The sequence below is a fragment of the Pantoea sp. Lu_F5_004 genome (assembly GCF_051136245.1).
GTDB lineage: Bacteria > Pseudomonadota > Gammaproteobacteria > Enterobacterales > Enterobacteriaceae > Pantoea > Pantoea agglomerans.
The window spans coordinates 283550-308358 of sequence record NZ_CP194946.1 but is presented as its reverse complement, the minus strand read 5'-3'; the positions used below and the strand labels follow the sequence as shown (position 1 = coordinate 308358).

Annotated in this window: 22 protein-coding genes and 1 pseudogene; 18 read left to right on the top strand and 5 right to left on the bottom strand. The window is 47.8% G+C overall.

Annotated features, from left to right (window positions below):
• Positions 1–7: 7 nt before the first annotated feature.
• The 3 genes from ACR8BN_RS01430 to ACR8BN_RS01420 all read right to left on the bottom strand — a co-directional run bounded on the left by ACR8BN_RS01430 (position 8) and on the right by ACR8BN_RS01420 (position 3834).
• A complete protein-coding gene (locus ACR8BN_RS01430) occupies positions 8–1078 on the bottom strand; it encodes a hypothetical protein (RefSeq protein WP_434747276.1) in 1071 nt (356 codons plus the stop codon).
• A 784-nt stretch (positions 1079–1862) separates the two neighbouring features.
• Positions 1863–2912 carry a fimbrial protein gene (locus tag ACR8BN_RS01425; RefSeq protein ID WP_434747275.1) on the bottom strand — a complete coding sequence of 350 codons (1050 nt, stop codon included), beginning with the start codon at positions 2910–2912 and terminating at the stop codon, positions 1863–1865.
• Between the two features lie 229 nt (positions 2913–3141).
• Entirely contained in the window at positions 3142–3834 is a 693-nt protein-coding gene (locus ACR8BN_RS01420; protein ID WP_434747274.1) for a fimbria/pilus periplasmic chaperone, read from the bottom strand.
• Between the two features lie 672 nt (positions 3835–4506).
• Here ACR8BN_RS01420 and ACR8BN_RS01415 point away from each other — a divergent pair.
• The 17 genes and pseudogenes from ACR8BN_RS01415 to ACR8BN_RS01335 all read left to right on the top strand — a co-directional run.
• Positions 4507–5437: pseudogene (locus ACR8BN_RS01415) on the top strand (IS630 family transposase); the annotation flags it as partial.
• Between the two features lie 437 nt (positions 5438–5874).
• On the top strand, positions 5875–6249 hold the full coding sequence (locus ACR8BN_RS01410) for a hypothetical protein (RefSeq protein WP_434747273.1): 375 nt from the start codon (positions 5875–5877) through the stop codon (positions 6247–6249).
• A gap of 141 nt (positions 6250–6390) precedes the next feature.
• The gene (gene fimA, locus ACR8BN_RS01405; protein WP_434747272.1) at positions 6391–6969 is read left to right on the top strand and encodes a type 1 fimbrial major subunit FimA; all 579 of its coding nucleotides are present in this window, start codon (positions 6391–6393) and stop codon (positions 6967–6969) included.
• A 60-nt stretch (positions 6970–7029) separates the two neighbouring features.
• On the top strand, positions 7030–7608 hold the full coding sequence (locus ACR8BN_RS01400; protein WP_434747271.1) for a fimbrial protein: 579 nt from the start codon (positions 7030–7032) through the stop codon (positions 7606–7608).
• 30 nt (positions 7609–7638) lie between these two features.
• Entirely contained in the window at positions 7639–8328 is a 690-nt protein-coding gene (locus tag ACR8BN_RS01395; RefSeq protein WP_434747270.1) for a fimbria/pilus periplasmic chaperone, read from the top strand.
• Positions 8329–8405: 77 nt separating this feature from the next.
• Positions 8406–11063 carry an outer membrane usher protein FimD gene (gene fimD / locus ACR8BN_RS01390; RefSeq protein ID WP_434747269.1) on the top strand — a complete coding sequence of 886 codons (2658 nt, stop codon included), beginning with the start codon at positions 8406–8408 and terminating at the stop codon, positions 11061–11063.
• A 29-nt stretch (positions 11064–11092) separates the two neighbouring features.
• A complete protein-coding gene (locus ACR8BN_RS01385; RefSeq protein WP_434747565.1) occupies positions 11093–12109 on the top strand; it encodes a fimbrial protein in 1017 nt (338 codons plus the stop codon).
• Complete coding sequence (locus ACR8BN_RS01380; RefSeq protein ID WP_434747268.1) at positions 12093–12671, top strand: fimbrial protein; 579 nt, start codon at positions 12093–12095, stop codon at positions 12669–12671. Before ACR8BN_RS01385 ends, ACR8BN_RS01380 begins: the two co-directional genes overlap by 17 nt.
• A 102-nt stretch (positions 12672–12773) precedes the next feature.
• Entirely contained in the window at positions 12774–14573 is a 1800-nt protein-coding gene (locus ACR8BN_RS01375; protein WP_434747267.1) for an O-antigen ligase family protein, read from the top strand.
• Positions 14574–14690: 117 nt separating this feature from the next.
• Positions 14691–15050: a cupin domain-containing protein gene (locus tag ACR8BN_RS01370; protein WP_434747266.1), complete on the top strand. Its 360-nt coding sequence runs from the start codon at positions 14691–14693 to the stop codon at positions 15048–15050.
• Positions 15044–15808 carry a glycosyltransferase family 2 protein gene (locus ACR8BN_RS01365; protein WP_434747265.1) on the top strand — a complete coding sequence of 255 codons (765 nt, stop codon included), beginning with the start codon at positions 15044–15046 and terminating at the stop codon, positions 15806–15808. Before ACR8BN_RS01370 ends, ACR8BN_RS01365 begins: the two co-directional genes overlap by 7 nt.
• Positions 15809–15836: 28 nt before the next feature.
• A complete protein-coding gene (locus ACR8BN_RS01360) occupies positions 15837–16856 on the top strand; it encodes a WavE lipopolysaccharide synthesis family protein (protein WP_434747264.1) in 1020 nt (339 codons plus the stop codon).
• Positions 16857–16942: 86 nt separating this feature from the next.
• On the top strand, positions 16943–17722 hold the full coding sequence (locus ACR8BN_RS01355) for an ABC transporter permease (RefSeq protein WP_434747263.1): 780 nt from the start codon (positions 16943–16945) through the stop codon (positions 17720–17722).
• On the top strand, positions 17719–18459 hold the full coding sequence (locus ACR8BN_RS01350) for an ABC transporter ATP-binding protein (protein WP_434747262.1): 741 nt from the start codon (positions 17719–17721) through the stop codon (positions 18457–18459). The genes ACR8BN_RS01355 and ACR8BN_RS01350 overlap by 4 nt, the downstream gene beginning before the upstream one ends.
• On the top strand, positions 18419–19096 hold the full coding sequence (locus ACR8BN_RS01345) for a hypothetical protein (RefSeq protein ID WP_434747261.1): 678 nt from the start codon (positions 18419–18421) through the stop codon (positions 19094–19096). The genes ACR8BN_RS01350 and ACR8BN_RS01345 overlap by 41 nt, the downstream gene beginning before the upstream one ends.
• Positions 19093–19791 carry an HAD family hydrolase gene (locus tag ACR8BN_RS01340; RefSeq protein ID WP_434747260.1) on the top strand — a complete coding sequence of 233 codons (699 nt, stop codon included), beginning with the start codon at positions 19093–19095 and terminating at the stop codon, positions 19789–19791. The genes ACR8BN_RS01345 and ACR8BN_RS01340 overlap by 4 nt, the downstream gene beginning before the upstream one ends.
• A gap of 458 nt (positions 19792–20249) precedes the next feature.
• The gene (locus ACR8BN_RS01335) at positions 20250–20489 is read left to right on the top strand and encodes a hypothetical protein (protein ID WP_434747259.1); all 240 of its coding nucleotides are present in this window, start codon (positions 20250–20252) and stop codon (positions 20487–20489) included.
• Between the two features lie 226 nt (positions 20490–20715).
• Here the strand turns inward: ACR8BN_RS01335 and rsmJ are convergent, their stop codons facing one another.
• Together rsmJ and prlC are read right to left on the bottom strand one after the other, a co-directional pair.
• Entirely contained in the window at positions 20716–21474 is a 759-nt protein-coding gene (gene rsmJ / locus ACR8BN_RS01330; protein ID WP_434747258.1) for a 16S rRNA (guanine(1516)-N(2))-methyltransferase RsmJ, read from the bottom strand.
• Positions 21475–21482: 8 nt separating this feature from the next.
• Positions 21483–23525, bottom strand: coding sequence for an oligopeptidase A (gene prlC / locus ACR8BN_RS01325; RefSeq protein WP_434747257.1), 2043 nt, complete (start codon positions 23523–23525; stop codon positions 21483–21485).
• A 430-nt stretch (positions 23526–23955) separates the two neighbouring features.
• Here prlC and ACR8BN_RS01320 point away from each other — a divergent pair, with 430 nt between their 5' ends.
• Complete coding sequence (locus ACR8BN_RS01320) at positions 23956–24798, top strand: 23S rRNA (adenine(2030)-N(6))-methyltransferase RlmJ (protein ID WP_136196222.1); 843 nt, start codon at positions 23956–23958, stop codon at positions 24796–24798.
• Positions 24799–24809 lie beyond the last annotated feature (11 nt).

The window sequence follows — 24809 nt, the reverse complement described above, 5'->3', positions numbered from 1 at the left end:
AATATTCCTAATATAATTTACTTAAAAGAAAAGAGCTTCCAAACTCACGATTTGGTAAATTTTCTGTCTGACAGGAGGCAAAAACTCCTTCTAACCCGGTCAGGAGAATATATCCCGGTGCCACAGAACTAAAAGTATTTTCTGCTTCAACAATATCCAGGTTTTTATCAATAATTGTATAGTGAATGCTATCGCCCTCCCATGCTATCAGATAATTATCATCATTTTTTATTACGAAAGGACGAAAGTAATCTCCATTTGTCTGGCTGATTTTCGTGAAATCTTCTGAGCTGATAGTTTTTGAGGTAAATAGTTTCTGCTTAGCCACATAGATACTATTTCCTTCAAGATCTGTACCTGAATAGGTAATGAGGATTAATTTTTCTTCTTCATCTATGAGGCAGTTATGATATCCAATGTTATCCAATGCGAAATCAAATAGTTTACTGGCATTTATTTTTCCTGATGCTTTATTGATGCTAACACTATAATTACGCAACGTACCTGAAGATAAAATAAACTGTAGATAAATAGATCCATCATTCATTACTAAAAGAATAACATTGGCATTAGCAATCTTCTGACTTGTAAAATACTTCTCAGTTACAGCATCATCCAGGCTTACTGTGTCTACCTGCGAATAATCCTTCAAATGATAGGCTATCAGAACGATTTTTTTCATCGTTCCACTGACAATAGAAAGCAAAAGATGGCCCGTATTAGATACTTTCGCCCGTAATAATGCTGCGTGTCTGAAATTATTATCACTACATTCAAGAACGCGATGCTCAGAAATGATTCCCTCAGCAGTGACTTTTGCATAGTGGAACTCACTTTCGGAGAAAAGCTGGTTATTGCGCTCACGCCAGACAATGCTAATACCTGAATCTTTACCAGCAACCTGGAGATCTTCTAAAACTTCTCTTTTGGACGTATAAATAACAGTCTCAGCAGAGTAAATTCCTCTTCGAATAACTAGTGAATTGTTTTTATCTGAATCTTTACGGATAGCCAGCGAAATCACTTCATTATTAAAAACGATAAGATCGCTATTTTTATATAGGGAGTTGTTACCCATAAGCTATAAATCCTTTTTTATAAGTTAAACCGCCTGAACCATTGCACACAGATTTATAGAATTAAGATAAACCCGTCAATGACTTTTTCAAGAAAGTTAGTTGTTCCACAAAGCAACACATTAACGTTGACTCTACATTAACTATTGCGGATGAAATCATGGGGAAAATTAAACGGCTATTGAAGAGAGTAATATTAAAAGCTCAATATGCAGATTTCACTCACTGCCATACTAATCATATGACAGCGTCATCAAAGGATAATAATCCATTACATTTATCATCATACCTTCTACAGTGATGACATAAAACTATATAATACATATACATAAACCACATTCACAATGAATTTGCGGATCAGTTATTTTCCAAAGACTGGTGAGATTTTTGATTTACATTGTCTGAAGTGCTGTTTCGCTGACTGAATAAGCTCTGCGATTAGTTATTTTTATCAGATTGAGCTTCAATTTGTCTTAGTATGCGTTTTTGTTTAAGTCAGATCTAACCCTGCTGGAAAACTCCTGGTTTGGTTAATGCTTATCACCCTGGCATTCTTCGAATTTTAGTGTTTTATTCAACAACGCTACTGACCACCTACCAAAGTCAATTGCCTTATCTGTCCCCTTTCAAGGCTACAACGCCCATGGGTACTCCCTCCACCTTGATGAAATCATTTTTACTTCTGATAATCTTTAATCTGAGAAGAAATTATTAAAGATATTATTCAAATCGTTTTTAGCGCAGATATAAAATAACTTCTGTTAACCTTCCCTATTCTTACTTTATTTATTGAAAATCCATGCGTAAATATCCCTCTGCCGTAAATACACCCTCCGTTGGCTTACTCCCGGTGATGCTCACCGGCCATGCTGTAATCGATTCAGATGCTTCCGAACGTTCATCTAACTGGAAGGGTATATTGCTTGTGAGATCATTTGGAATCAGCGGTTTTCTATCTTTATCCGCAACAATAAAACCTATGTCAGCGTTATCCGAAACTATTGCCCCCCCTGAAACCTTATTAGCCTCCAGACGCAATGTAAGCAAGGCATTAGCATCCATATTCTTGCATTTTATTCTTAATATATGCATCTGTGGATTTACGCCAGCTGGTTTATTTCCCGCGCCTGCCTGGACGAATAGATTGGCACCAATATTACCGAAGTTCATTTCAACCATTTTTCCTGCATCCAACTCACAACTCTGGGGGACGTCAACCTGACCAGAAACAATCAGTTCTGAAACGTATGGCCCGCTGTTTCCAGTATTGGGGTCAGTAGATATTTGCGTATACATAACAACTTTATTAAATGAACTAAAACCGACAAACCTTTTCCGTATCATGAGTGAGATGTTACCTTTACTACCTGATTTCCAGATTGTATTATCGGAGGTAGGCGAGACTCCATTAGACCTGGAGACAAATGGCACCGGAATAAAATGCCCGCCCTCACCTGCAATATATTCCGACACACCTATAGCCAGGTAATCGTTTAGCTCGAACCATTGCCCCCCCTTAACATTATCACCTACAACAGGAAGATCGCTCGTTGCTGTAATATACGCTGGCCCATCATACTCACAGCCTGTATTTTTATATGTCCCACCCAAGTCAAAAGAAAATATTTTGTCAAGTATTGTTCCCGGAGTGTTTTTATCGACATCTGTAATCGCAGTCTGGATGTTGTCGATTTGATAAACCTTCACTCCACCAACCGGTACACAAGGCCCCATTGATGCAGTTGCGTTTTGACTAAATATTATGGAAATGATCATGGCCATAATAATAGTATAATAGTTAATGAGCCGGTGGGACTTCAAATAAATTAATGACATTCCAGGTTCCTCAGCACTATCAGTATATCTTCATCATTGGCAGCCATTCTTCATTAGACATTAAAGTTTTTGGCTCGCTCTTTCTCTACAACATATTCATCTCAACTAAAAGGAAGGAAATTTATAGCAAGGATAATAATTTACTAATATCTCAATGTAATGATTTACAGTTTTTTCATCCAATCAATCTCCAAACCAGATAGCTCTCCAAACCAGATAGAATTGTGGTTTACTGAATCTTGCCAGTTTGCTGCTCTGAGAGCGCGCCATAATCGTCTACGGTCTGGTAGTGGAAAGCGCCGACGGCTACAACTGGCAATCTGAAGCTGAATGTCCCTAATGGTGGAACCGTGCTGTTTGCAATCTTATTATTTCCTACCTGAAGATTAACAATAGATTGATAATATGGCGTTGGATTAAACACTGTCATTTTTTTTCCATTGAAAATAAACCGTATATCTTTTGCTGATGCTTTTTCATTCATTTTTAATCCCGATGGTCGCATAAATACTTTCATACGGAAAAGTATTGATAACGGGCGTATACCATCACCTTGTTTTAAATTTTTATTGATGGCTGGAGTAGCCATAATATTCATTATGTACATAATCTCATGGTCTGAGGGAAGTGGTTTTCCCCTATAAATAATCCGCAGCATTTTCTTGTTTTTGGGTGGAACGAATAACGAAGATGGTGTTACAGTAAATCCATGAGCATAATTTCCATTTTCGTCACTAACCCATCCTTTAATTAAATATTCTTGTGCCTCATCGCTGTTATTCATAGCCAGCAGTGCGTGACTATGGGATTCTGGATAAATTACACGGGTTGCACCTGGCCCGATTCCTCCTGCACAAGATATTGAAGGTTGAGTGCTCGCCAAATACAAAAGCGCGATTAATACTTTCCTTACTAAAAACATAACTTAAGCTCTTATTAACAGCATCTGACCTGGCAGTGAAATGATATAACTCACCGATACAATGACCGTCATACGTAAATTTCAACATTGCTATTACTTTATAAATACCAATAAAATCAATAATTTATTTGCTTTCTTTACTCATCAAAAATCATCTATCTCATAATCCATCATGATATTTCTGCAGGGTGTAATTAATCATAACCGATAAAATATTGATCGACAATAACGATCAATATCAAATTTATGATAGCCACAGACTATCAAATCAGATCGGATTGATCGGTAGGGTAAATGTTTATTTCAATCGAATATATAAAATAATGAATAAATTCAACGCACAAAGAAAAATGTTTTTTTTAAAAAAATAACCAAAAACACATTAAACAAAATGTTATAGCGATAATGATTTATCTGCTTCGTAGATCAAATGTTTATGAAGTTGGTTTCTAATCAAAACGAATCCGAAACAAAAGGACGCTAAATTGAATTTATGAAGATATCGCTCTTTTTAGAGGGTGAAACCCTAAATAAGCATTCCGTATAGCAGATCACCTCAAAGAAACTCAGTCCGGATTTTGCGATCTAATCAATCGCCAGACTAATACAAATCATCCATTGGACTGAGCGATCACTGTTACAGCACCTATCCCCCGAACTGAATGACGCCTGATGCAGAAAACTATCCATAAAACCCGGAATCAGGATCTTTCCCGCAGGCTTATAGCATTGCTGATGTTGCAATGCGGCAAGAGTGTCAGCTACCTCGCCAGAACGCTCTGCTGCGCTCGCTCATTCGTTGGCCGCTGGATTAACTGATTTACCCTTTATGGAAACGACGGCCTGAAATGGTTTTCTCCCGGACATTGACGCCGCTGGCCTTTAGAGCATGTCTGCACACTGTCACGCGAGCGGCTAAAACATATGTCAGGCGACTTTGGTATCAGTGTTCACAGTGGAGTAAAGAGCTAAAGGCAATAAAAATCAGAGAGAGAACCGGCTGCTGTTTGCATGCTTCTACTGTCCGCTGCTGGTTACCTGCAGCAGGTCTGGTGTGGCGCTGCGCCCACACTGCATATGCGTAAACCACCTAACGATTAAAAAATGGCGGCAATACACAAAGCACTGGACGAATGCAGCGCAGAGCATCCGGTATTTTACGAAGAAGAAGTGGAGATCCATCTCAATCCCAAAATCAATGCAGACTGGCAGAGAAGGGGCGAGCAGCAATGCATTGTCACGCCAGGGCAGAACGGAAAATTTTATCTGGCATGAGCACTCCAAAGCGGTACTCGCCGGGTTAGTTATGGGGGGCAGCAGTAAAAGTTCGGTGCCGCTCATTACCCTGTAAAAATACCAGAAGGCGGCATACCGTCGTGCAAAAGCTATCGCGCTGGTAGCGGATAACGACATCATCCATGAAAGCAAGCAGATGCTCCACTGGCTGAAGCAGAGTCCAACATTCCGGGTCATTTATCAGCCGGTTTATTCATCGAGGTTCAAACACGTTGAGCGACTATTGCGGGCGCTGAATGACACCACAAGCCTTAACTATCAGTGCTGCTCAATGTGGCAACTGCTGCACAAGGTTCGTCAATGTATGCCCCCTCCCCGTACGGAAACACAGACAAACAAAATGTTGCGAAATCAGGATAAGCTATTCAGGAAGATGGCTATACACCGACCAGGCTCGGACAGAGTTAAAGCGCATTATTATGACTTAAAATGAATCACCCCCGAATGAATTTTAGACTAATTTCTTATTTTAATTATCTATATATAGTTAAAACAACTAAATTCAATGTTTGTTTAAATACCCCACCTGAAAACTAAACAATCTGTAAACGATTCTGTATTTAATTAAAAAAGCTAACACCTGCCACCTCGATATAATTTAAATAATTAATAACAAACCAACCGAACCTGATAATTATAAAATATCCAAAGCGTTGATTTATATTACTTTTTTACTTATTGTTTTATTCCTAATTGATTTTCTGGAGCGCATGTTAATAGGTATGCACTATTAATGATGCGCTATTGATCGCTATTGCCAACCAGAATGATTTGGCTATAATTAGCCCCCGTCAATACTTGGGGTTATTTAAGAAGATGAATCTACTTCAAGAAAATTCAGAACTTGAGATCCTGGATTTTCTCCATCTCACCGGAGAAAGAGTAAAGGCTATCATCTGCGGTTATGGTTTTATTGAGGTTAACGATATCTTCAAATTCATTGAATTCCTGTGTCACGGTGAGTTAGATACCAGTGAATTGGTATACATTCGTAACAAGATTGGCCTATGTCTGAGACGACATGACGATGGGCAGGATTATTTTATTCCTTTAAGAGAGTTCGCTACTGAACTGGATTGCTTGATAGATATAAATTCACACCAACCCGATCATTATTAAAAGCAGATCAGGGATTGCTATTTAATGCACTATTGCCATCTTTATCAGTATGTTAGGTGCTGATAAAGATGGCTATACGCTTTCGTTTGGCCTGTTCAGAAGTGTATTTACAAATACGAACATATATTGGGATATTAAAAAATGAAATTGAATAAGATCGCAGCGGCAATGGGTATGGGTTTATTGATCGTAGCTGGCGCAGCAAATGCTGTCGGCTCCGGTTCAGGAACTGTGACCGTGAACGGCGGTACCGTACATTTTAAAGGAAAGCTGGTTGCTGCACCATGCTCCGTGAGTACTGATACGAGTGATCAGGAAGTTAAACTTGGCGAGTACACTACCCACCATTTCAAAACAGCAGGCACGCTGGGCTCTGTAGTTCCGTTCCAGATCAAGCTGGAAGACTGTGATACCTCAGTTGCGTCAACAGCGGCAGTGGCTTTCTCTGGACGTACTGATACTTCCAGTACAGATGGCTCGCTGCTGGCCGTGGATCAGGATTTATCTTCAGGCAACGCCGGCACGGCGACAAACATCGCCATCCAGGTACTGGATAATAAATCTGCACCAGTAAAATTTGATGGCTCAACGTTTGTCAATGAAACAACACTGATTGATGGCGAGAACATCCTTAAATTTGCTGCTCAGTACAAATCTACTGGCGCAGCAACTGCCGGTGATGCAAACGCAGACGCTAACTTTATCATGCAGTACAACTAAGTTATCTGCACTTGCGGGACGGCACGCCAGCCGCCCCGCACACTTTCCCAGGTTATCGTCATGAAATATCCGCTAACCATGATTTCGCTCCTTTTAATGCTGTTCATCCACTCCGGCGGCACGATGGCGCGCAATGTACGCATCGTTATACCAGGGGGCGAATTGCATATGCGAGGGCAGCTCACAAACGGGGCATGTGTCGTCAGCGCGGACAGCCAGGATTTGCATATTGATATGGGGCAGTACACCACGCATGCGTTTGAGCGGATCGGTGATCTCTCCACGCCAGGCATTCCGTTCACTATCAGCCTGACCGATTGTGATCCTGAGATTGAAGGTGGCGTCGGGATTACTTTCTCCGGCGTTACCGCCCCTAAGGAGCCGAATCTCTTTCTGGTTACGGCTTCTGATGCTTCCCCTACAGGAATTTCTGGAGGCAACGGTTTTAGCGGCCTTGGATTGTTAATTACTGATCAGGGGGGACATCCGATCATACCGGGAAGCATCCCGAATGTTTTTCCCCGTCCAGCCGGAAAAGATATCTCGCTTCATTACGTCGCCCGCTATCAGGCAACATCCCGCGGTGTCTGGCCAGGCGAACTGCACAGCGAAGTACGTTTTGATATCGCCTATCCGTAATGTTCACTGACTATGAAAACAGGTTACATCATGCTGAAGAAAGCTTTTTTATTTTCTCTTACCGCTCTGGCATTTTCCATCAGTCAGTATGCCACGGCGGGCGGAATTGCACCCGGTGCCACACGCGTCATTTATCCGGAGAGTGATAGCCAGGCCTCCCTTGCTGTGACTAACAGCGATGGCCACGAGCGCTATCTTATACAGGCCTGGGTTGAAAACGATAAAGGACAGCGTGAACATGATTTTATTGTCACCCCACCTCTGTTCGCCGCTGCGCCAAAAAGTGAAAACACACTTCGCATAGTTTATACCGGCAAACCACTTCCTAAGGACCGCGAGATAGTCTACTGGATGAACGTAAAAGCCATTCCCGCTATGGATCGCGAGGCATCTGAAGGGGCGAATACGCTTCAGCTTGCCGTCCTGTCGAGGATGAAGCTTTTTATGCGTCCGGACGGACTGAAGATAAGCGAGCCTGAGTCTGCGGAGAAGCTGAGTTTTCAACAGACAGCCAGTGAGATCATTATTAAAAATCCGACCCCCTATTATCAATCACTCGTTAATTTCAGCATCGGTAACAAAAAGCTTGAAAACACCATGGTTGAGCCATTTGGCCAGCATGCGATGAAGCTTCCTGCAGGTGCATCAGGACCCGTGCATTACCAGACTGTAAACGACTATGGTGCTATTACCCCGCAAAAAATGGGTAAATCTTCTTAGCACTTTACAGGCCTTTTTTATTCAAAATGCCCGCAAACTAAACAAAAGTCTGCCCACTCAGACCTAAGAGTTATGTCATGTATTTGTTAAACAATAAAGTACTGCGCACGCCATACCGGCTACCTCGTTTCCGGTACTTAACACTTGCCGTATTTATTGCGCTGACAGGCTCTGCACATGCTAAGGACTGGTTTAATCCTGCTTTTTTATCCAGGGATGGCGGGGAGGTGGCGGACCTGTCACGCTTTGAAAATGGTGCGGGACAGTTGCCCGGTGTATATCGGGTGGATATCTGGGTTAACGACGAGTTTGCGGCAACCAGCCCCCTGCGTTTTGACGCAGTCAAAAAAACATCCAGTTTAAACACAACTCCGGGTATCGGACAGCTCAAGGATGACGGTACGGGGCTGACGCCTTGCCTGTCAATTAAATGGCTGAAGCGGCTTGGCGTTAATACTGCATTAGTTAAAGAGTTGAAAAGTTTGCATGACGAAAATCAGTGCGTGGACTTTATGCGTCTCTTTCCCGGCGCATCTTCTTCGTACGATTTTTCATCACAGCGCCTGACCCTTTCTTTTCCACAAGCCGCCATTCAGAACAGCATCCGGGGATATATTCCACCCGAGGAGTGGGATGAAGGAATCAATGCCGGCCTGCTGGACTATACCCTTACCGGAAGTAAGGGTAACGATAGCAGTAACTACTACCTCAACCTGACAAGCGGCCTGAACCTTGGGGCCTGGCGGCTTCGTAATAATGGTGCATGGACCTACTCAGATTATGTGGGCGGGTATCGTCAGCAGAAATGGCAGAATATATCCACTTATGCCGAACGGACCATTATCCCGTTAAAAAGTGAGCTGATTTTAGGCGATAGCAATAGCGCAGGTGAAATCTATGACAGTCTGGGATTTCGCGGTGCCCGTCTCTCCTCCGCAGATCCTATGTATCCGGACAGTCAGCAGGGATTTGCGCCGACCATACGTGGCATTGCGGCAGGCCGTTCACAGGTAACGATCCGCCAGAACGGTTATGTTATTTACCAGAACACCGTACAGTCTGGTGCCTTTGAAATTAGCGACCTTAGCGCCACATCATCAAGTGGCAACCTGGAGGTCACGGTAAAAAATGAATCAGGTGCAGTGCAGACCTTTGTGGTTCCTTACTCGACCGTTCCCCTGCTGCAGCGAGAGGGGCACCTGAAATATGATGTGGTTGTTGGCCGCTATCGCAGCGGCCTGGCTGGCAAAGGCGCCCCACTCTTTGTTCAGGGCACGCTTGCCAGGGGATTTCGCGGCGGCATGACCTTATATGGCGGGAGCCAGTTCGCAAAGCAATATACCTCTGCCGTCGCTGGGGCTGGCATGAATCTTGGCACCCTGGGTGCGGTATCAGCCGATGTAACTGCTGCGCACACCGAGCTGACCGACGGCAGCACACACAATGGCCAGTCGATACGTTTCCTTTATGCCAAATCCCTGAACGATTATGGTACGACTTTTCAGTTACTTGGCTACCGCTACTCCACCCGGGGATTTTATACCCTGGATGAGGCAGCCTGGAATGTCATGAACGGTTACCAGTATGAGTGGAAGGATGAAGGCGACAGCCGTGGGCGTCACCTTGAACCCGTTAGTTACCACGACCTTCGCAACAGTAAAAAGGGGCGCCTGCAGGTGAGCGTCTCGCAGCAGATATCGGATATTGGATCCCTGAACCTAACGGCTACTCGTCAGGACTACTGGAACAGTACCGGTAACGATACCTGGTACCAGGCGGGTTTCTCCAGTGGCTGGAACGGCATTAATTACAATCTTTCATACTCTCTTAGCCGTAGCCAGGGCATGCCCGGTACTGACCGTCTGGTATCACTGAACGTATCAATACCATTTGGCCGCTGGCTGGGACACGACATGGCTGAGCATGACCGGCTTAACAGCATGTATGCCACTGCTCAAATGAGCCGTGACCAGGATGGGACTACTCAGATGCAGACCGGTGTGACCGGAACGCTGCTTGAGGGAAACAACTTGAGTTACAGCGTGACGCAGGGACACAGCAGCAGCAGTGGTGGCAGTGGAAGTCTGAACGCGAGCTGGCAGGGACAAGTTGGGCGGGCCAGCGGCGGCTACAGCTACAGCCAGAATGAGCACGCCTGGAACTGGGATTTTTCGGGCGGTATGGTAGCCCATGCAAACGGCCTCACCTTTAGCCAGTCACTGGGGGATACCAATGTACTGATCAAGGCTCCGGGTGCAAAAGGCGTACGGGTGGAGAACGAATCGGGGGTTAGCACTGACTGGCGGGGTTACGCAGTAATGCCTTATGCCACGATGTACCGCCGCAATCGCGTAGCGCTTGACGTAAAGAGTCTGGATATGCACACCGACCTGGAAGATAGCGTGCAAAATGTGGTGCCGACGCAGGGCGCTATCGTTCGGGCAGAATACCGGACGCACGTGGGGCTAAGAGCCATGTTCAGCCTGACTCACAATGGACATCCCGTTCCGTTTGGAACAGTTGTTGCTGAGAAAACCTCCGGAACCACCGGCATAGCTGATGATACTGGTGAAGCTTACATGACGGGAGTGCCTTTGAAAGGGCTGCTTGAGATGGTATGGGGAAATGGTGACCAGAATAAATGTCAGGTGCCTTACAGTCTGCCGCTCAATAGTGAATCACTTCCAGTAGTGCGGATGTCAATCAACTGTAATCCGGTCAAGAGAAATAAATGATGCAAATAATCGGTTCACCTGATAAACAGATGAAAAAAATTATCCAATTAATCGTATATAGTTGCGCTTTGCTTTTTATTCAAGTTGGCACCACCAAAGCTGCAGTTTGTTCCAACATTAAAGGAACACCCGATAATATCAATTATGATATTACTCAAAACCTTAGCGCATCTAACAATCAGGCTGGCTACATTTTCAATATTGTAAAAAACGCTGGCTCTTATATTGGCGTTAAGGCCATATGTCCCGCAGGAGTAGGAGTCAGATATACTTACAGAAGCTATATATCTCCACACCCTATCATTGATAAAGATGGGAACTATCAATATGTGAAATTAAACGATTATCTTAATGCGGGTATTTCTATAAAAGATTCTTACGCCGGAACCTACTATCCACCGGTAAATTACGTACATATGGGGAATGACAGCAATGTCAGCAAAAATAAACCTTTTGCAGTAGAAGATTCAGATCTTGATTTCCACTTCAAACTAACACGCCCTTTTGTTGGTAGTGTTAATTACTCTTTAACGCCAGCTTTTTATGTATATGTTACGACTACCAATACAGATGCATTAGAAAAAGTAGTTTATACGATCTCTTACTCAGGAAAAATGATTGTTCCTCAAAGCTGTGAACTTAATGCCGGGCAGATTATTACTATGGACTTTGGCAATATCGCTGCATCCGCTTTTTCACAGGCCGGTGCAGGCAACAAGCCTGCTGGTGTTAATCCTCAGACCCGCAGCATTGGCATCAAATGCAAAAACATTGATGCCCAGGCCTTGCTCTCCCTGCGCATTGAGGCGAATAAAGTTACCGGAAATGCTCTTGTTTCCGATAACCCGGATCTGGGTTTTGTGATCGCTAATGGTAAATACAATCCGCTGACACCGAACAGTATCGACAGCAACATTCCCTTCAAGCTGGACGAAAGCGCTTCAGCTAACGTACCCATCAGCGCATGGCCTGTCAGTGTCACGGGAAAAAAACCTGTGGAAGGCCGTTTCACTTCGGAGGGCTATTTGCGTGTCGATTTTGATTAAAGCCGGTATTTCCTTGCAAATATTTTCCATTCGGGCAGCTGCTTTAGGCATCCTGTTGTTGAGCACACTTATGGTTCTAACGCCAGCAAATGCAGAGGGCGTTCTTGGTGAGATCAATATTAAACTTACAGGCACGGTGGTTGCGCTAGGCTGCACTGTTGATCCAAATGATGTCGACAAGCCAGTTAAACTTGGCGAATGGGCGACAAAACAATTAAAAAAAGCGGGTGAAACAACCTCGCCTGTACCTTTCAGTATTCACCTTACAGGTTGTACTGCCAGTGGCGTCACTACTGCGTTTACAGGTACAAAAGATAAGACAAACCCCGAACTCCTCGCCCTGAAAAGCGACGATGACGATTACGCCACCGGGGTAGCTGTGCAAATTATGGATAGTAGCGGTGAGCGCATTCCTATGGGCAATAATTCTTTGCGACGTGTAATAGATGAGAATGGCAATATTATACTGAATTTTAAGGCGAATTATGTTGCCACCGGAAATAATAGCGTCAGGCCTGGCACGGCGGATGCCGACACAGAATTCACGCTGACATACGACTAACGATAGATTTATTATTTGATTGAGCGCATACGAAATCGACACTGTTAATTAGTGCGGACGATTACTTATCTCGTATTATCAAGCACAGAAATATGATTCATTATGAAAAACATAAAAAATCCTGCTAAACGTGCGGACTGGCAGGTTATTATCACGCAAAAGGCTGTGCTAACTATTCTCTGCTTATGGATATGCATAATTCTGCACTGCCCTCTTTACAATTCCGGAGGTGCAGAAGGTGTCGGGCTGCCATGGAATATTGTTGCCTGGGCGATAGCTGTAATTATTATCTTCATTATCGCTGTTTTAATACCATCAGGTCGCCTTGTGATTACACAGACGTCCGGATTGTTATTTTTGGCCATCATACTGCTCACTTTTCCTGTACTCTGGTGTCCAAACTTTGACTGGATTATTTACTCATTACCTCGTCTGGCCGGACTCTGGGGCTGTGCTGTATTTTATTTTGCTCTACTGCAATGCCGGTTCAGCTTTGCAACTAAGCGCCTGCTACTCTGGTGCATAACCCTGGCGTCAGTCATTCAGGGAGGTAATGTAATCGCCGGGTTATTTTGTCCTTCGATCCTTAGCCCCGTAAACCAGATGTTCCTGAAAACCGGTGGACGGGTATCTCTTGGTATATTCCAGCAGGTGAATGTTACAGCTAGCTTGATAGCTATGGGTTTTGCCCTTTCACTGGCATTATTTTACCGGATGGTATTTCTTTATCGTAAAGGCAAGAACGGCCTGCCGTCGTCTCATCCTGATAAGATTAAGTATATTTATCTGATCGTCACAATGATTTTCCTGCCCTGCACCCTGGTTTTAACACAATCACGTACAGGCTGGCTGGGTGGAATTATTGTTTATCTTTCCGCTGTGACTACTGTTTTGCTTACTGCTCGCCGACAGGGTGGGAGAGCGCAGCGAATGTGGCGGGGAGATGTGGCTGCCATAGTATTTGCTCCTGCCGTTGGGATTGCCGCCGGTATTTTTTTGCTAAGCGGAATATCTTTGCCGGGGGGAGCCGAAACGCAGGCTCTTGATCACAGCGCTTCAAACTTTCAGCGCTGGCTGACGTTTAAAGTGACATGGGAAATGATAAGGCTTCACCCCTGGGCGGGATGGGGTTTAGGCAGCTTTATTGTGCAGTTCCAGCACTATATCGCGTCACACTATCATCCTAACCCATCCCGCGAGTTCATGGGCCACCCTCACAATGAAATTCTATATGTCTGGATGGAGGGAGGCATCGTTGCTCTGGCGGGACTGGTAGTAATGGGTAGCGCCGTAGTGATGCTGTTCAAGAAAAACTGGACGCCAGCACGAAGACTTATAGCAATGGCTATGCTACCGGTGCTGCTTCATACAATGCTTGAGTATCCGCTTTACCTCTCTTCGCCCCATGCTCTGCTCCTGCTGTTAATTACGTTAAACCTGGAGCGTGCCGGTCCGCAGTTGTCGATAAAGCCATCCAGAATGAAAATAGAATTTTATATGCGTGCCGCTGCTGCAGGTATTTGCATGTCGTTGCTGGGTTCGCTGTATAACACTTACCAGATAAACAGCCTATTAAGTCATTTTGACGCGGGCGACATGCCCAATGCTTTAAGCATAAACCGATCACAGGTGCCATGGCTGCTGCTATCTCGCTATGACGCAGATCGTATGAATTTGATGTTTGAGCAGTACAACCAGAGCGGTGACCTGCAGTTACTCCGGGATGTAATAAGTGAGAATGCGCGCTGGCTTAAAACGCACACTCATCCAGATAATTATGTCGGTCAGGTCGAGACACTACGTTACCTTCACCATGAAATGGCAGCCTGCCGTTATCTTCGAGAAGGCAACAGCATATTCCCTCAGGATGAACGGCTGAAAGATCCGGCATGTCAGCAATAACATGATAATGAAAATAATAATTTTCAATATCAATTATGAACTGCGTTGGTTTTATATGAGCCAGTACTTTTTATTTTGATTTTTGTCATCAGGCAGAGATATTTAGGATTATCAAATATGAATAAACTGATTGCTCAGTCGGTATGCCGAAGCCGACTGGCTGACATGACCAGGGGCTGGTTTGTAGGAGCCTTTTCCCCGGCAGCCTATCAGACATCAGACGTGGAAGTGGCCGTACAGTCTTTTCCGGCAGGCTACCGTGGGGAGGCCCACTACCACAGAATAGCAACTGAAGTAACCCTGCTGCTGTCAGGCGAGGCACGCATGGCTGGCGAGCCCCTGGTGGCCGGGGACATTCTTACTCTGATGCCAGGCACCTCAACGGCTTTTGAGGCGCTGACCGATTGTGTAACCGTGGTGGTCAAGCATCCCGGCACCCTTGACGATAAATATCCTGATGAGGATACCCAATGCTGAATATTGTTATTCCTATGGCCGGACGGGGCAGCCGCTTTGCAGACGCCGGTTTTACCGATCCAAAGCCCTTTATCCGGATCGGGGATGTCCCGATGATAGAGTTGGTTATTCGTAACCTTCGCCCCTCCCGGCCGCACCGGTTTATCTTTGTCTGTCAGCAGACTCACCTGGATCGCTATGATTTTCGCGCCCGCCTGAAGCAGCTTGCGCCGGGCAGTGAGGTGGTGAGCACACCCGGCCTCACTGAAGGCGCTGCATGCTCAGTTTTGATGGCGTCTGACTTCATTGATAGCGTACATCCACTGCTGATTGCCAATGCCGACCAGTGGGTGGATACCAGCATTGACGCTTTTCTGGAAGCAGCGGACAAGCACTATGCCGATGGCCTTATTATGACTATGCCAGCTGACAGTCCCAAATGGTCTTACATCTGTCGGGATAACGAAGGTCGGGTCTGCCAGGTTATTGAAAAAGAAGTCGTGTCAGACGAGGCCACGGTGGGTATCTATTTCTTTAGCCACGGCAGCGATTTCTGCCGCGATGCGCGCAGCATGATTGAGGCTGACGACCGCAGCAAGGGCGAGTTCTACGTGGCACCGGTCTACAGCAGGATGTATAACCGTGGACTGACGGCAATTGACACTGTCAATATTGGTGGCGGCATGTATGGTCTGGGCACACCGGACGATCTGGCTGCGTTTCTTGCCAGCCCGGCGATGCACCGGGCACGGAGACAAGTTTGTGGGGCTGTGGCATGACAGGACAGCATGATATGCCGGAGCGAGAATGAAAAACCTCAGCATCGTTTTTCAAGGGGCGGCCTCAAATCATAGTGGTCAGCTCAGTGATGAAGTCATGAAAAATCTGACGCGCACACGCCTCGCCTTTCCACGCGCCGAAATTATTCTGTCGAGCTGGAATAGCTACCCGGATCAGGCTAATGCGTGGCAGCAACGCCTTCAACCGCTGGGCGTACGACTCGTGCTGAGTGAGGATCCTGGAGCCCTGATCGGTACAATTAAAGACAATCGTTACGTCACAAACCTCAACCGGCTGCGCGTTTCCGCGAGTGCAGGTCTGGCTGTCGCCAGCCGGACCCTTGCAGTCAAACTGCGGACAGACTCCTTTATCTACAACCGAAAGTTAATTCTTCTGCTTGCACAGCACGTCATGCGCGATACAACTGAAGTACCGCGCGATACCGCCTTCCGTGTGTTTCGGGCGCGTGTCATCAATGCCAGCTGGTTTGCTCGCGATGCTCGCGGTAGCCTGCCTTATCTTTACCATCCCGGCGACATTTTTCTGGCGGGTCATACAGAGGATTTGCGTCTGTTCTTCAACGCGCCAGCCGCTGGACCAACGATTTTTTCTCCAGTGAGCATGCCCGGGCTAGGCTGTCCCTGGCGTTTCGTTCCGGAACAATGGTTTTGGGTACATGCCATCTACCAGGCGACCGGGAAGTGGGTTTATCAGGGTAACTTTGACCACTCTGCTCACAATATTGCAGCTTCAGAGCAGTGGTACATGGCCAACTTTGTACCTTTCTCAGCCAGGATGCTGGGCTTTTCCTGGCCTAAATATTGGCGGTGTTATCCCCTTAGAGGGCTATTCAGCACCTATACGCACTCACGCTGGCAGCGGTTAGCAGCACGTTATCAGGAAAAGCAGAGATTTTCTTTACCTGATGTAATTTATGCGTTTTTCATACACGCATGGCGTTGCGGCTATCGGTTTCGAAGACTTTTATTGCGGTGTAACGCGTTGCATAGACTGGCGCTGCGTTTTTTTGTTCACCGGAGCGAGTAACTGTTTTGTCAAAAAAAATATTATCGAAAATTTTTACGCCTTCTTCCTGCTCAGGATTTACTTCAGATCCTGGCAGTCGGGAAACGTTGCGTGAGCTCTGGCAGGCCCGTCACCTGGTCCATCAGATTGTCTGGCGTGATTTAACAGTACGCTATCGTAAGACCTGGCTTGGCTGGCTATGGGCTTTAATCAATCCTGCGCTGAACATGACACTCTATTACTGCGTCTTTGGCATCATGGTGCGTTTCCAGTCGCCGGAATATCGTGCGCCCTATGCGCTGGTTCTGCTATGTGGCCTGGTTGTCTGGATGCTGTTTTCCGCCGCACTAAACGCAACCAGCGAATGCCTGCTAAATAACCTGCACCTGATAAAAAAGATCTGGTTTCCGCGGACGGCGCTGGCCGTGGCAGCCTGCGGCATCAGCTTAGTGGATTTCATATTAACGCTATTATGCCTTGGCCTCCTGCTGCCGTTAGTCGGCATAAGCTGGTCACCACTGCAGCTCCCGCTCCTGCTGCTTTGTGGGCTGATGACCGCCCTGTGTGGCTGGGGAGCAGGATGCGTACTGGCAGTACTACGACTGCGCTATCGGGACGTGCGCCACCTGATGCCGCTGCTGATCCAGAGCATGTTTTACGCGACGCCAGTTGTCTGGACGCCCGGAATATTACCAGCACGCTGGCAGTGGTTGGCGTCGGTTAATCCTCTTGCGGCCCTGACTACGCTCTTTCGGCACGCACTAATAAATGGTGCTGTACCGTCGCCAAATGCCCTGCTGGCAGCTGGCGTCAGCAGCCTGGCAGTGGCTGCAGCCGGATACGCTTATTTCATTCGTAACGAACCGGAGGCGACAGAGCGGGCATGATTATTTTTGAACGTGTTACACGCCGCTACGCAGGGTCTCGTAATACCGGAGATACACTGAGGAGCGCGCTATCCTTTAGACAGCCCGCCTGCGTACCGCCATTTATGGCGCTGAACGGCGTGAGCTTTCACCTATTGCCTGGCGAGTCTTTAGGCATTATTGGGCGCAATGGCGCTGGCAAGTCAACGCTCCTGAAGTTGTTAACGCGAATTACGCGGCCTTCTGCTGGGCGCATCCGGGTCAATGGAAAAATATCTTCGCTGCTCGAAGTGGGGGCAGGCTTTCATCTCGATTTGAGCGGTCTGGAGAATATTTACCTTGCAGGAGCAATTCTGGGGATGTCCCGCCGCGACATTACTCGCCAGGTAGACAATATTCTCGCCTTTTCCGGCTTAGGTGACTTTATCAGCACGCCTGTGCGGACGTGGTCTTCAGGCATGAACCTTCGTCTTGCCTTCTCCATAGGCGTTCATCTTGACAGCGATATTTTGGTGATTGATGAGGCTCTGGCAGTGGGCGACGCCGGGTTTCAGGCACAGTGTCTGGCACGGATACATGATTTTCAACGCGCTGGCGGTACGCTTGTGCTGGTCAGTCATGACGAAAAACAGTTGCAGCAGGTATGCTCGCGCGGACTGGTATTGGAACAGGGAAGAGCCGTCTTTGATGGAAGCATCTCTGGTGCCCTTTCTTTTTATGAGCAGCGAACCAGCGCATGCATTAACTCGGAAAAATAAAAATATGCAGATAATTGCACACCGCGGCCTCTGGCGCTGTAGTGAGGAAAAAAATACCCTGCGCGCAATGCAGCAGGCTTTTCAGTCGGGGATTGGAATTGAGACTGACATCCGGGATCTTGACGGCGAACTGGTTATTAGCCACGACATGCCTCGCCGGGGAGCGCTTACACTCTCGAGAGTTTTGGGTAATTATGTGGATGCTGGCTCTCCAGGGACGCTGGCGCTGAATATTAAATCAGATGGGCTGACCATACCACTTAAATACCTGCTTGATTACTATGGCGTCAGAGACTACTTCTGCTTTGATATGTCTATCCCAGATACGCTGCCTTATCTTACAGCACATATGCCGGTTGCCGCTCGTCTGAGTGAGTATGAAGATGAGGGGCCATTGACCAGGCTAGCGGGAGCCCTGTGGTGGGATGCATTTAGCGAACGGTTTCCACCTGCAGAGCAACTGGGAAAATGGCTGGCTCTGGGGCAGAGCGTATGCCTGGTATCACCAGAGCTGCATGGCCGCTCGCCCGACGTTTTCTGGTCTCGCCTTGCGGCGTTACCTGTGTCGGTCAGAAGTCATAACGGTCTGATGCTTTGCACGGACCATCCAGAACAGGCGGGAGCAATTCTGTTATGACTAAAATACGCGGCATTATTTTCGATATGGATGGCGTACTGATTGATGCCAGGGATTGGCACTATGAGGCCTTGAATCGGGCGCTAGCGTTATTTGGTCACGGCATAAGCCGAAATGCCCATCAAAGTGAGTTTGACGGACTGCCGACACGCGATAAGCTTATTCGACTCAACATCAGCCATGATTTACCGGCCAGCCTTCACGAGTTTATTAACCGAATGAAACAGGTTTATACACTACAGATGGTTGCAGAGCGCTGTCATCCTGTCACAGACCATCAGCTTGCCTTGATAAATCTCAAAGACCAGGGCTACCAGCTAGCTGTGGCCTCAAACTCTATCCGGGCTAGTGTAGACACTATGTTGAAAAAGGCCGAACTCCAGGCGTATCTTGACTTCACCTTATCAAATGAGGACGTAAAACGGGGTAAACCGCATCCGGAAATCTACCATCAGGCCATTGCTCGTATGAAGCTGATGCCTCAGGAATGCGTAGTAATAGAGGATAATCCTCATGGAATTGCGGCAGCAACAGCTGCTGGCGCACATGTATTATGCGTCAAAAGCCCAGTAGAAGTTAAAATATCAAACATTAATAATTTTATATCAATGTGTGATGGAATAATGCGTCATAATCCATTCGGGAAGAACGGGCCCCATAAAGTGCAGGTAGTGAAATACGTTGCCCAGTTATAACTTGATTATGTCAATGGGCCTGATAGTCACCATGCTGGATTGCCTGAACCGCGATGTAATCCTGACCTCTGTTAATTCATGGTGTAATCACTGACTTGTTCAGTAGCAATTAACTTATCTGATTTAATTAATATATTTTACTTTAGTTATTGACAACCTCAATGGATGAATCATTAATACAATATAAAAATATAATTTTTTTAATAAGATTGAAATTAATTCACCCTGAGCATTAAGAAAAAATTATCGCTGACGTTTTTTTAACACTTTGAATACATCATAATAAAAATTACTTAATAGGCTGCAATATAAAAGGCATTTAAAAGAGAAAGCCTGCTTTTAGCTATTTTACTATAGACTGCCTTTTTCTCTTTCATTACATTACCCTGCACTCCCCACTGCATTAGCAGTAGAGAGTGCAGGGTAATGTGACTTAAACTTTAATAAGGATATTGATTATGAGAGAAATTAACCAGACTGAAATCGCAGCAGTAAGCGGCGCAGGCCTGACCGAAATTATTGGCGGTGTTAATAGCGCGCTGACTCAGGTTTCTGATCTCTTTGATGCCACTGTCAAATCTATGGGTGAAACCACTGTTGTGGCTGAAGAAATTGGCCTGACCTATAAAGCATTTGGCCTGAGTCTCGCTAAAGGTTTTTTAAGCGCCTTTTCCGGCTTCCTGGCTAAACTGGTCTGATTTAGTTTCAGCTTAACCCTGTTAACACTGACGCGTTATTAGGGTGAACTAAAAGCATGCCTGATAAATTATCAGACATGCTTTTTTTTATTACGCTATCAGAGTGGAATTGAAACGCCTGTCTCCAATAATATCCTGAATAGCACTAAACTGGTTATTATCTCAGCTCTTAGCCGCCTGACGCCAATTTATAGCGCACAGGTGAGCGAAAAAGTTGCGTCATCTTTTATAAAAGAGTGACGAGTGGCGGATAAATATCAAAGCGATGACTTTTGGTGACTACGGCCGCCTGCGTCACCACACCCGCCAGCGGCGGTGCATAGTCTGGCCGTTTGACCACGATACGTTTCTTCGCCAGCCGCCGGGCCGGTTCCAGTAGTGCATCCGCATCTTCATCCGGCCCGACCAGCGACTGAAATACCCGCATCTCCTTTTTCACCAGCGCACTTTTCTGGCGATGGGGATACATCGGATCGAGGTAGACCACATCCGGTTGCGGCGTGATATCGCCCAGCGCCTGCGCGCTGGCGGCATGAATCAGCGTCAGGCGGTCGCGCAGCCACGGGCCAATTTCCGCATCCTGGTAACCGCGCTGCAATCCATCTTCCAGCAGCGCAGCCACTACCGGATGACGCTCCAGCATCCGCACCCGGCAGCCGAGTGCGGCCAGCACAAACGCATCACGACCCAGTCCTGCAGTCGCATCAACCACATCCGGCAGATAACCGCCTTTGATACCGACCGCTTTAGCGACGGCCTCGCCGCGTCCACCACCGAAGCGACGGCGATGCGCCATCGCGCCAGTGACAAAATCAACAAAAATACCGCCCAGCTTAGGCTCATCACGTTTACGCAGTTCAAGGTGCGTTGACGTCTGCACCAGAGCCAGCGGCGCGTCTTCATCGTGCTCCAGCTGCCAGCGCTGCGCTAAAAGTGATAAGGCGCCGTCTCCGGCGCCTGATTCATCGAGCAAACAGATTTTCACGAACCGACTTATCCCTGAATGCCGTAATGTTCCAGCATCGCATCGAGCTGCGGCTCACGGCCACGGAAGCGTTTGAACAGCTCCATCGGCTCTTCAGAACCACCACGCGTCAGGATGTTATCCAGGAAGGACTGACCGGTTTCGCGATTGAAGATGCCCTCTTCTTCGAAGCGGGAGTATGCATCCGCCGCCAGCACGTCTGCCCACAGATAGCTGTAATAACCCGCTGCATAGCCACCGGCAAAGATGTGGCTGAACGCATGCGGGAAACGACCCCATTCCGGACTTGGAACGACTGCCACGCGACTTTTCACTTCGCGCAGGGTGTCCAGAATCTGCGCACCTTTCTCCGGGTTAAATTCGGTGTGGAGACGGAAATCGAACAGGCCGAACTCCAGCTGACGCAGGATAAACAGCGCGGCCTGATAGTTCTTCGCCGCCAGCATCTTATCCAGCAGCGCTTTCGGCAGCGGTTCACCGGTCTCAAAGTGACCCGAGATAAACGCCAGCGCATCCGGTTCCCAGCACCAGTTTTCCATAAACTGACTTGGCAGTTCGACTGCATCCCATGGCACACCGCTGATGCCGGAAACGCCAGGCGCTTCGATGCGGGTCAGCATGTGGTGCAGGCCGTGACCAAACTCATGGAACAGGGTGATCACTTCGTCATGGGTAAACAGCGCAGGTTTACCTTTCACCGGACGGTTAAAGTTACAGGTCAGGTAGGCAACGGGCTTCTGCAGGCTGCCATCGGCTTTACGCATCTGGCCGACGCAGTCATCCATCCACGCACCGCCACGTTTGTGCTCGCGGGCGTAGAGATCGAGATAGAAGCTGCCGCGCAGTTCGCCGGTTTCATCGAACAGATCGAAGAACTTCACGTCTGGATGGTAAACCTCAACGTCAGTGCGCTGCTTCGCGCTGATGCCGTAAATGCGTTTTACCACTTCAAACAGACCGGCGACCGCACGCTCTTCCGGGAAGTAAGGGCGCAGTTGCTCATCGCTGATGGTGTAGAGATGCTGCTTCTGCTTTTCACCGTAATAGGTAAGATCCCACGGATTCAGTTCAGTGACGCCATGCTCTTTTTGGGCGAAGGCGCGCAGCTGCTCCAGCTCTTTCTCACCCTGCGGACGGGCGCGTTTAGCCAGATCGTTGAGGAAGTCGATCACCTGTGACGGGCTTTGCGCCATTTTGGTCGCCAGCGATTTATCGGCGTAGGAGTCGAAGCCCAGTAGCTGTGCCAGCTCGTGACGCAGCGCCAGCTCTTCCGCCATGATGGGACCGTTATCCCACTTACCGGCGTTCGGCCCCTGATCGGAGGCGCGCGTCGCATAGGCGCGATACATCTCTTCACGCAGCGCCGCATTGTCGCAATAAGTCATTACCGGCAGATAGCTTGGGATATCCAGCGTCAGCAGCCAGCCTTCCTGCTCTTTGGCCTCGGCCTGTGCTTTCGCCGCCGCCATTGCGCTTTCCGGCATACCGGCCAGTTCGCTTTCATCGGTGATCAGCTTGCTCCAGCCCATGGTGGCATCAAGCACGTTGTTGCTGTAAGCCGAACCCAGCTCAGAGAGACGCGCGGCGATTTCGCCATAGCGCTGCTGTTTCTCTTTTGGCAGACCAATACCGGAGAGTTCAAAATCACGCAGGGCATTGTCGACCGCTTTCTTCTGCGCCAGATCCAGTGCAGCGTACTGATCACCCTCTTTGAGGTTGCGATACGCCTGATAGAGACCTTCGTGCTGACCGACCCACGTGCTGTATTCAGAGAGCAGTGGCAGCGTCTGCTCATAGGCTTCACGCAGCTCCGGGCTGTTTTTAACCGCGTTGAGGTGGCTGACCGGTGAGAAGATACGGCTCAGGCGATCGTCGGTTTCCGCCAGCGGCTGAACCAGATTATCCCAGGTGTAGGGCGCGCCCTGTGCCACCACTTTTTCAACTTCTGCGCGACAGTGGCTCAGCACTTCCGTCACGGCAGGTACCACATGTTCAGGCTTAATGGCAGAAAAAGGGGGAAGCGTAAAAGATGTCAGTAGCGGATTGGTCATAGCGCAGTCCTTTATAGATGTATGGGGCGCAGCGGGTCGCGCAACGCAATCTAAGTAACATGCGGCTTAGTGTAGCGGAAATCAATGGCAGCCAGGATGAGGTGGGGAAGAAACGCGCGAATGGCCGCACGGAAGATGCAGGCGGGAGTCTCATGCCCGAGATCCTGGCGGGCACGCCGGGCAGGTTTTGCGGCCGGTTTATGCATCTGGAAACCACAAACCAAACCTGCCACCCTGAACCACGCCCTGCAATCCCGATTTGTTATCACGCTTCTGGCCCATCAGCGGGTCATCCCTGATATAATCGCGAATTCTCATGCTTTTCCTGCGTCGGTTGCTGTGCGTCGTTCTGTGGGTAATACGTGAGGTAATAATTGGTATAAATTGATTTTCCATCAATTAAAACCTTATACATTCAACAGGATAAACAATGCTGAGTTATCGCCATAGCTTCCATGCTGGCAATCACGCCGACGTGCTGAAGCACACCGTTCTGAGCCTGATCATCACGGCGCTGAAAGAGAAAGAGAAACCATTTTTCTACCTGGATACCCATGCGGGCGCAGGTCGCTACCAGCTGAGCGGCGAGCACGCCGAGCGTACCGGTGAATATCTGGAAGGCATCTCACGTATCTGGCAGCAGCCCGATGCGCCGGAATTGCTGCAACCCTATTTTGACGCGATTCGTGCGCTGAACCGTAGCGGTACGCTGCGCTACTATCCCGGCTCACCGCTGATTGCCCGTCACCTGCTGCGTGAGGATGACAAACTGCAACTCACGGAGCTGCACTCCAGCGACTACCCGCTGCTGCGTAACGAATTCAGCAAAGATGACCGCGCGCGCGTCGATCGTGCCGACGGTTATCAGCAGTTAAAATCGAAACTGCCACCGCCATCGCGTCGCGGACTGGTGCTGATCGATCCACCGTATGAGATGAAAAGCGACTACCAGGCAGTAGTGAAAGGCATTCAGGAAGGCCATAAGCGTTTTGGCACCGGCGTCTTTGCGCTGTGGTATCCGGTGGTGTTACGCCAGCAGATCAAACATATGCTGCGCGACCTGGAAGCAACCGGCATCCGTAATATCCTGCAGATTGAACTGGCCGCCCGTCCAGACAGCGATCAGCGCGGCATGACCGCTTCCGGCATGATCGTGATTAACCCACCGTGGAAGCTGGCCCAGCAGATGAATACCCTGCTACCGTGGCTGCACCAGAAACTGGTTCCGGCGGGTACCGGCCACTTCGTGGTTAACCAGATCGTCCCCGAATAACTCTCTTTGTC

What these genes read in the sequence shown, in the direction of transcription:
- ACR8BN_RS01360 (WP_434747264.1), top strand. Translation starts at nt 15,837, where the DNA reads ATGAAAAACCTCAGCATCGTTTTTCAAGGGGCGGCCTCAAATCATAGT.
- ACR8BN_RS01370 (WP_434747266.1), top strand. Translation starts at nt 14,691, where the DNA reads ATGAATAAACTGATTGCTCAGTCGGTATGCCGAAGCCGACTGGCTGAC.
- ACR8BN_RS01375 (WP_434747267.1), top strand. Translation starts at nt 12,774, where the DNA reads ATGAAAAACATAAAAAATCCTGCTAAACGTGCGGACTGGCAGGTTATT.
- ACR8BN_RS01345 (WP_434747261.1), top strand. Translation starts at nt 18,419, where the DNA reads ATGAGCAGCGAACCAGCGCATGCATTAACTCGGAAAAATAAAAATATG.
- ACR8BN_RS01420 (WP_434747274.1), bottom strand. Translation starts at nt 3,834, where the DNA reads ATGTTTTTAGTAAGGAAAGTATTAATCGCGCTTTTGTATTTGGCGAGC.
- fimA (WP_434747272.1), top strand. Translation starts at nt 6,391, where the DNA reads ATGAAATTGAATAAGATCGCAGCGGCAATGGGTATGGGTTTATTGATC.
- ACR8BN_RS01395 (WP_434747270.1), top strand. Translation starts at nt 7,639, where the DNA reads ATGCTGAAGAAAGCTTTTTTATTTTCTCTTACCGCTCTGGCATTTTCC.
- fimD (WP_434747269.1), top strand. Translation starts at nt 8,406, where the DNA reads ATGTATTTGTTAAACAATAAAGTACTGCGCACGCCATACCGGCTACCT.
- ACR8BN_RS01320 (WP_136196222.1), top strand. Translation starts at nt 23,956, where the DNA reads ATGCTGAGTTATCGCCATAGCTTCCATGCTGGCAATCACGCCGACGTG.
- ACR8BN_RS01425 (WP_434747275.1), bottom strand. Translation starts at nt 2,912, where the DNA reads ATGTCATTAATTTATTTGAAGTCCCACCGGCTCATTAACTATTATACT.
- prlC (WP_434747257.1), bottom strand. Translation starts at nt 23,525, where the DNA reads ATGACCAATCCGCTACTGACATCTTTTACGCTTCCCCCTTTTTCTGCC.
- ACR8BN_RS01385 (WP_434747565.1), top strand. Translation starts at nt 11,093, where the DNA reads ATGAAAAAAATTATCCAATTAATCGTATATAGTTGCGCTTTGCTTTTT.
- ACR8BN_RS01365 (WP_434747265.1), top strand. Translation starts at nt 15,044, where the DNA reads ATGCTGAATATTGTTATTCCTATGGCCGGACGGGGCAGCCGCTTTGCA.
- ACR8BN_RS01335 (WP_434747259.1), top strand. Translation starts at nt 20,250, where the DNA reads ATGAGAGAAATTAACCAGACTGAAATCGCAGCAGTAAGCGGCGCAGGC.
- ACR8BN_RS01430 (WP_434747276.1), bottom strand. Translation starts at nt 1,078, where the DNA reads ATGGGTAACAACTCCCTATATAAAAATAGCGATCTTATCGTTTTTAAT.
- ACR8BN_RS01350 (WP_434747262.1), top strand. Translation starts at nt 17,719, where the DNA reads ATGATTATTTTTGAACGTGTTACACGCCGCTACGCAGGGTCTCGTAAT.
- ACR8BN_RS01400 (WP_434747271.1), top strand. Translation starts at nt 7,030, where the DNA reads ATGAAATATCCGCTAACCATGATTTCGCTCCTTTTAATGCTGTTCATC.
- ACR8BN_RS01340 (WP_434747260.1), top strand. Translation starts at nt 19,093, where the DNA reads ATGACTAAAATACGCGGCATTATTTTCGATATGGATGGCGTACTGATT.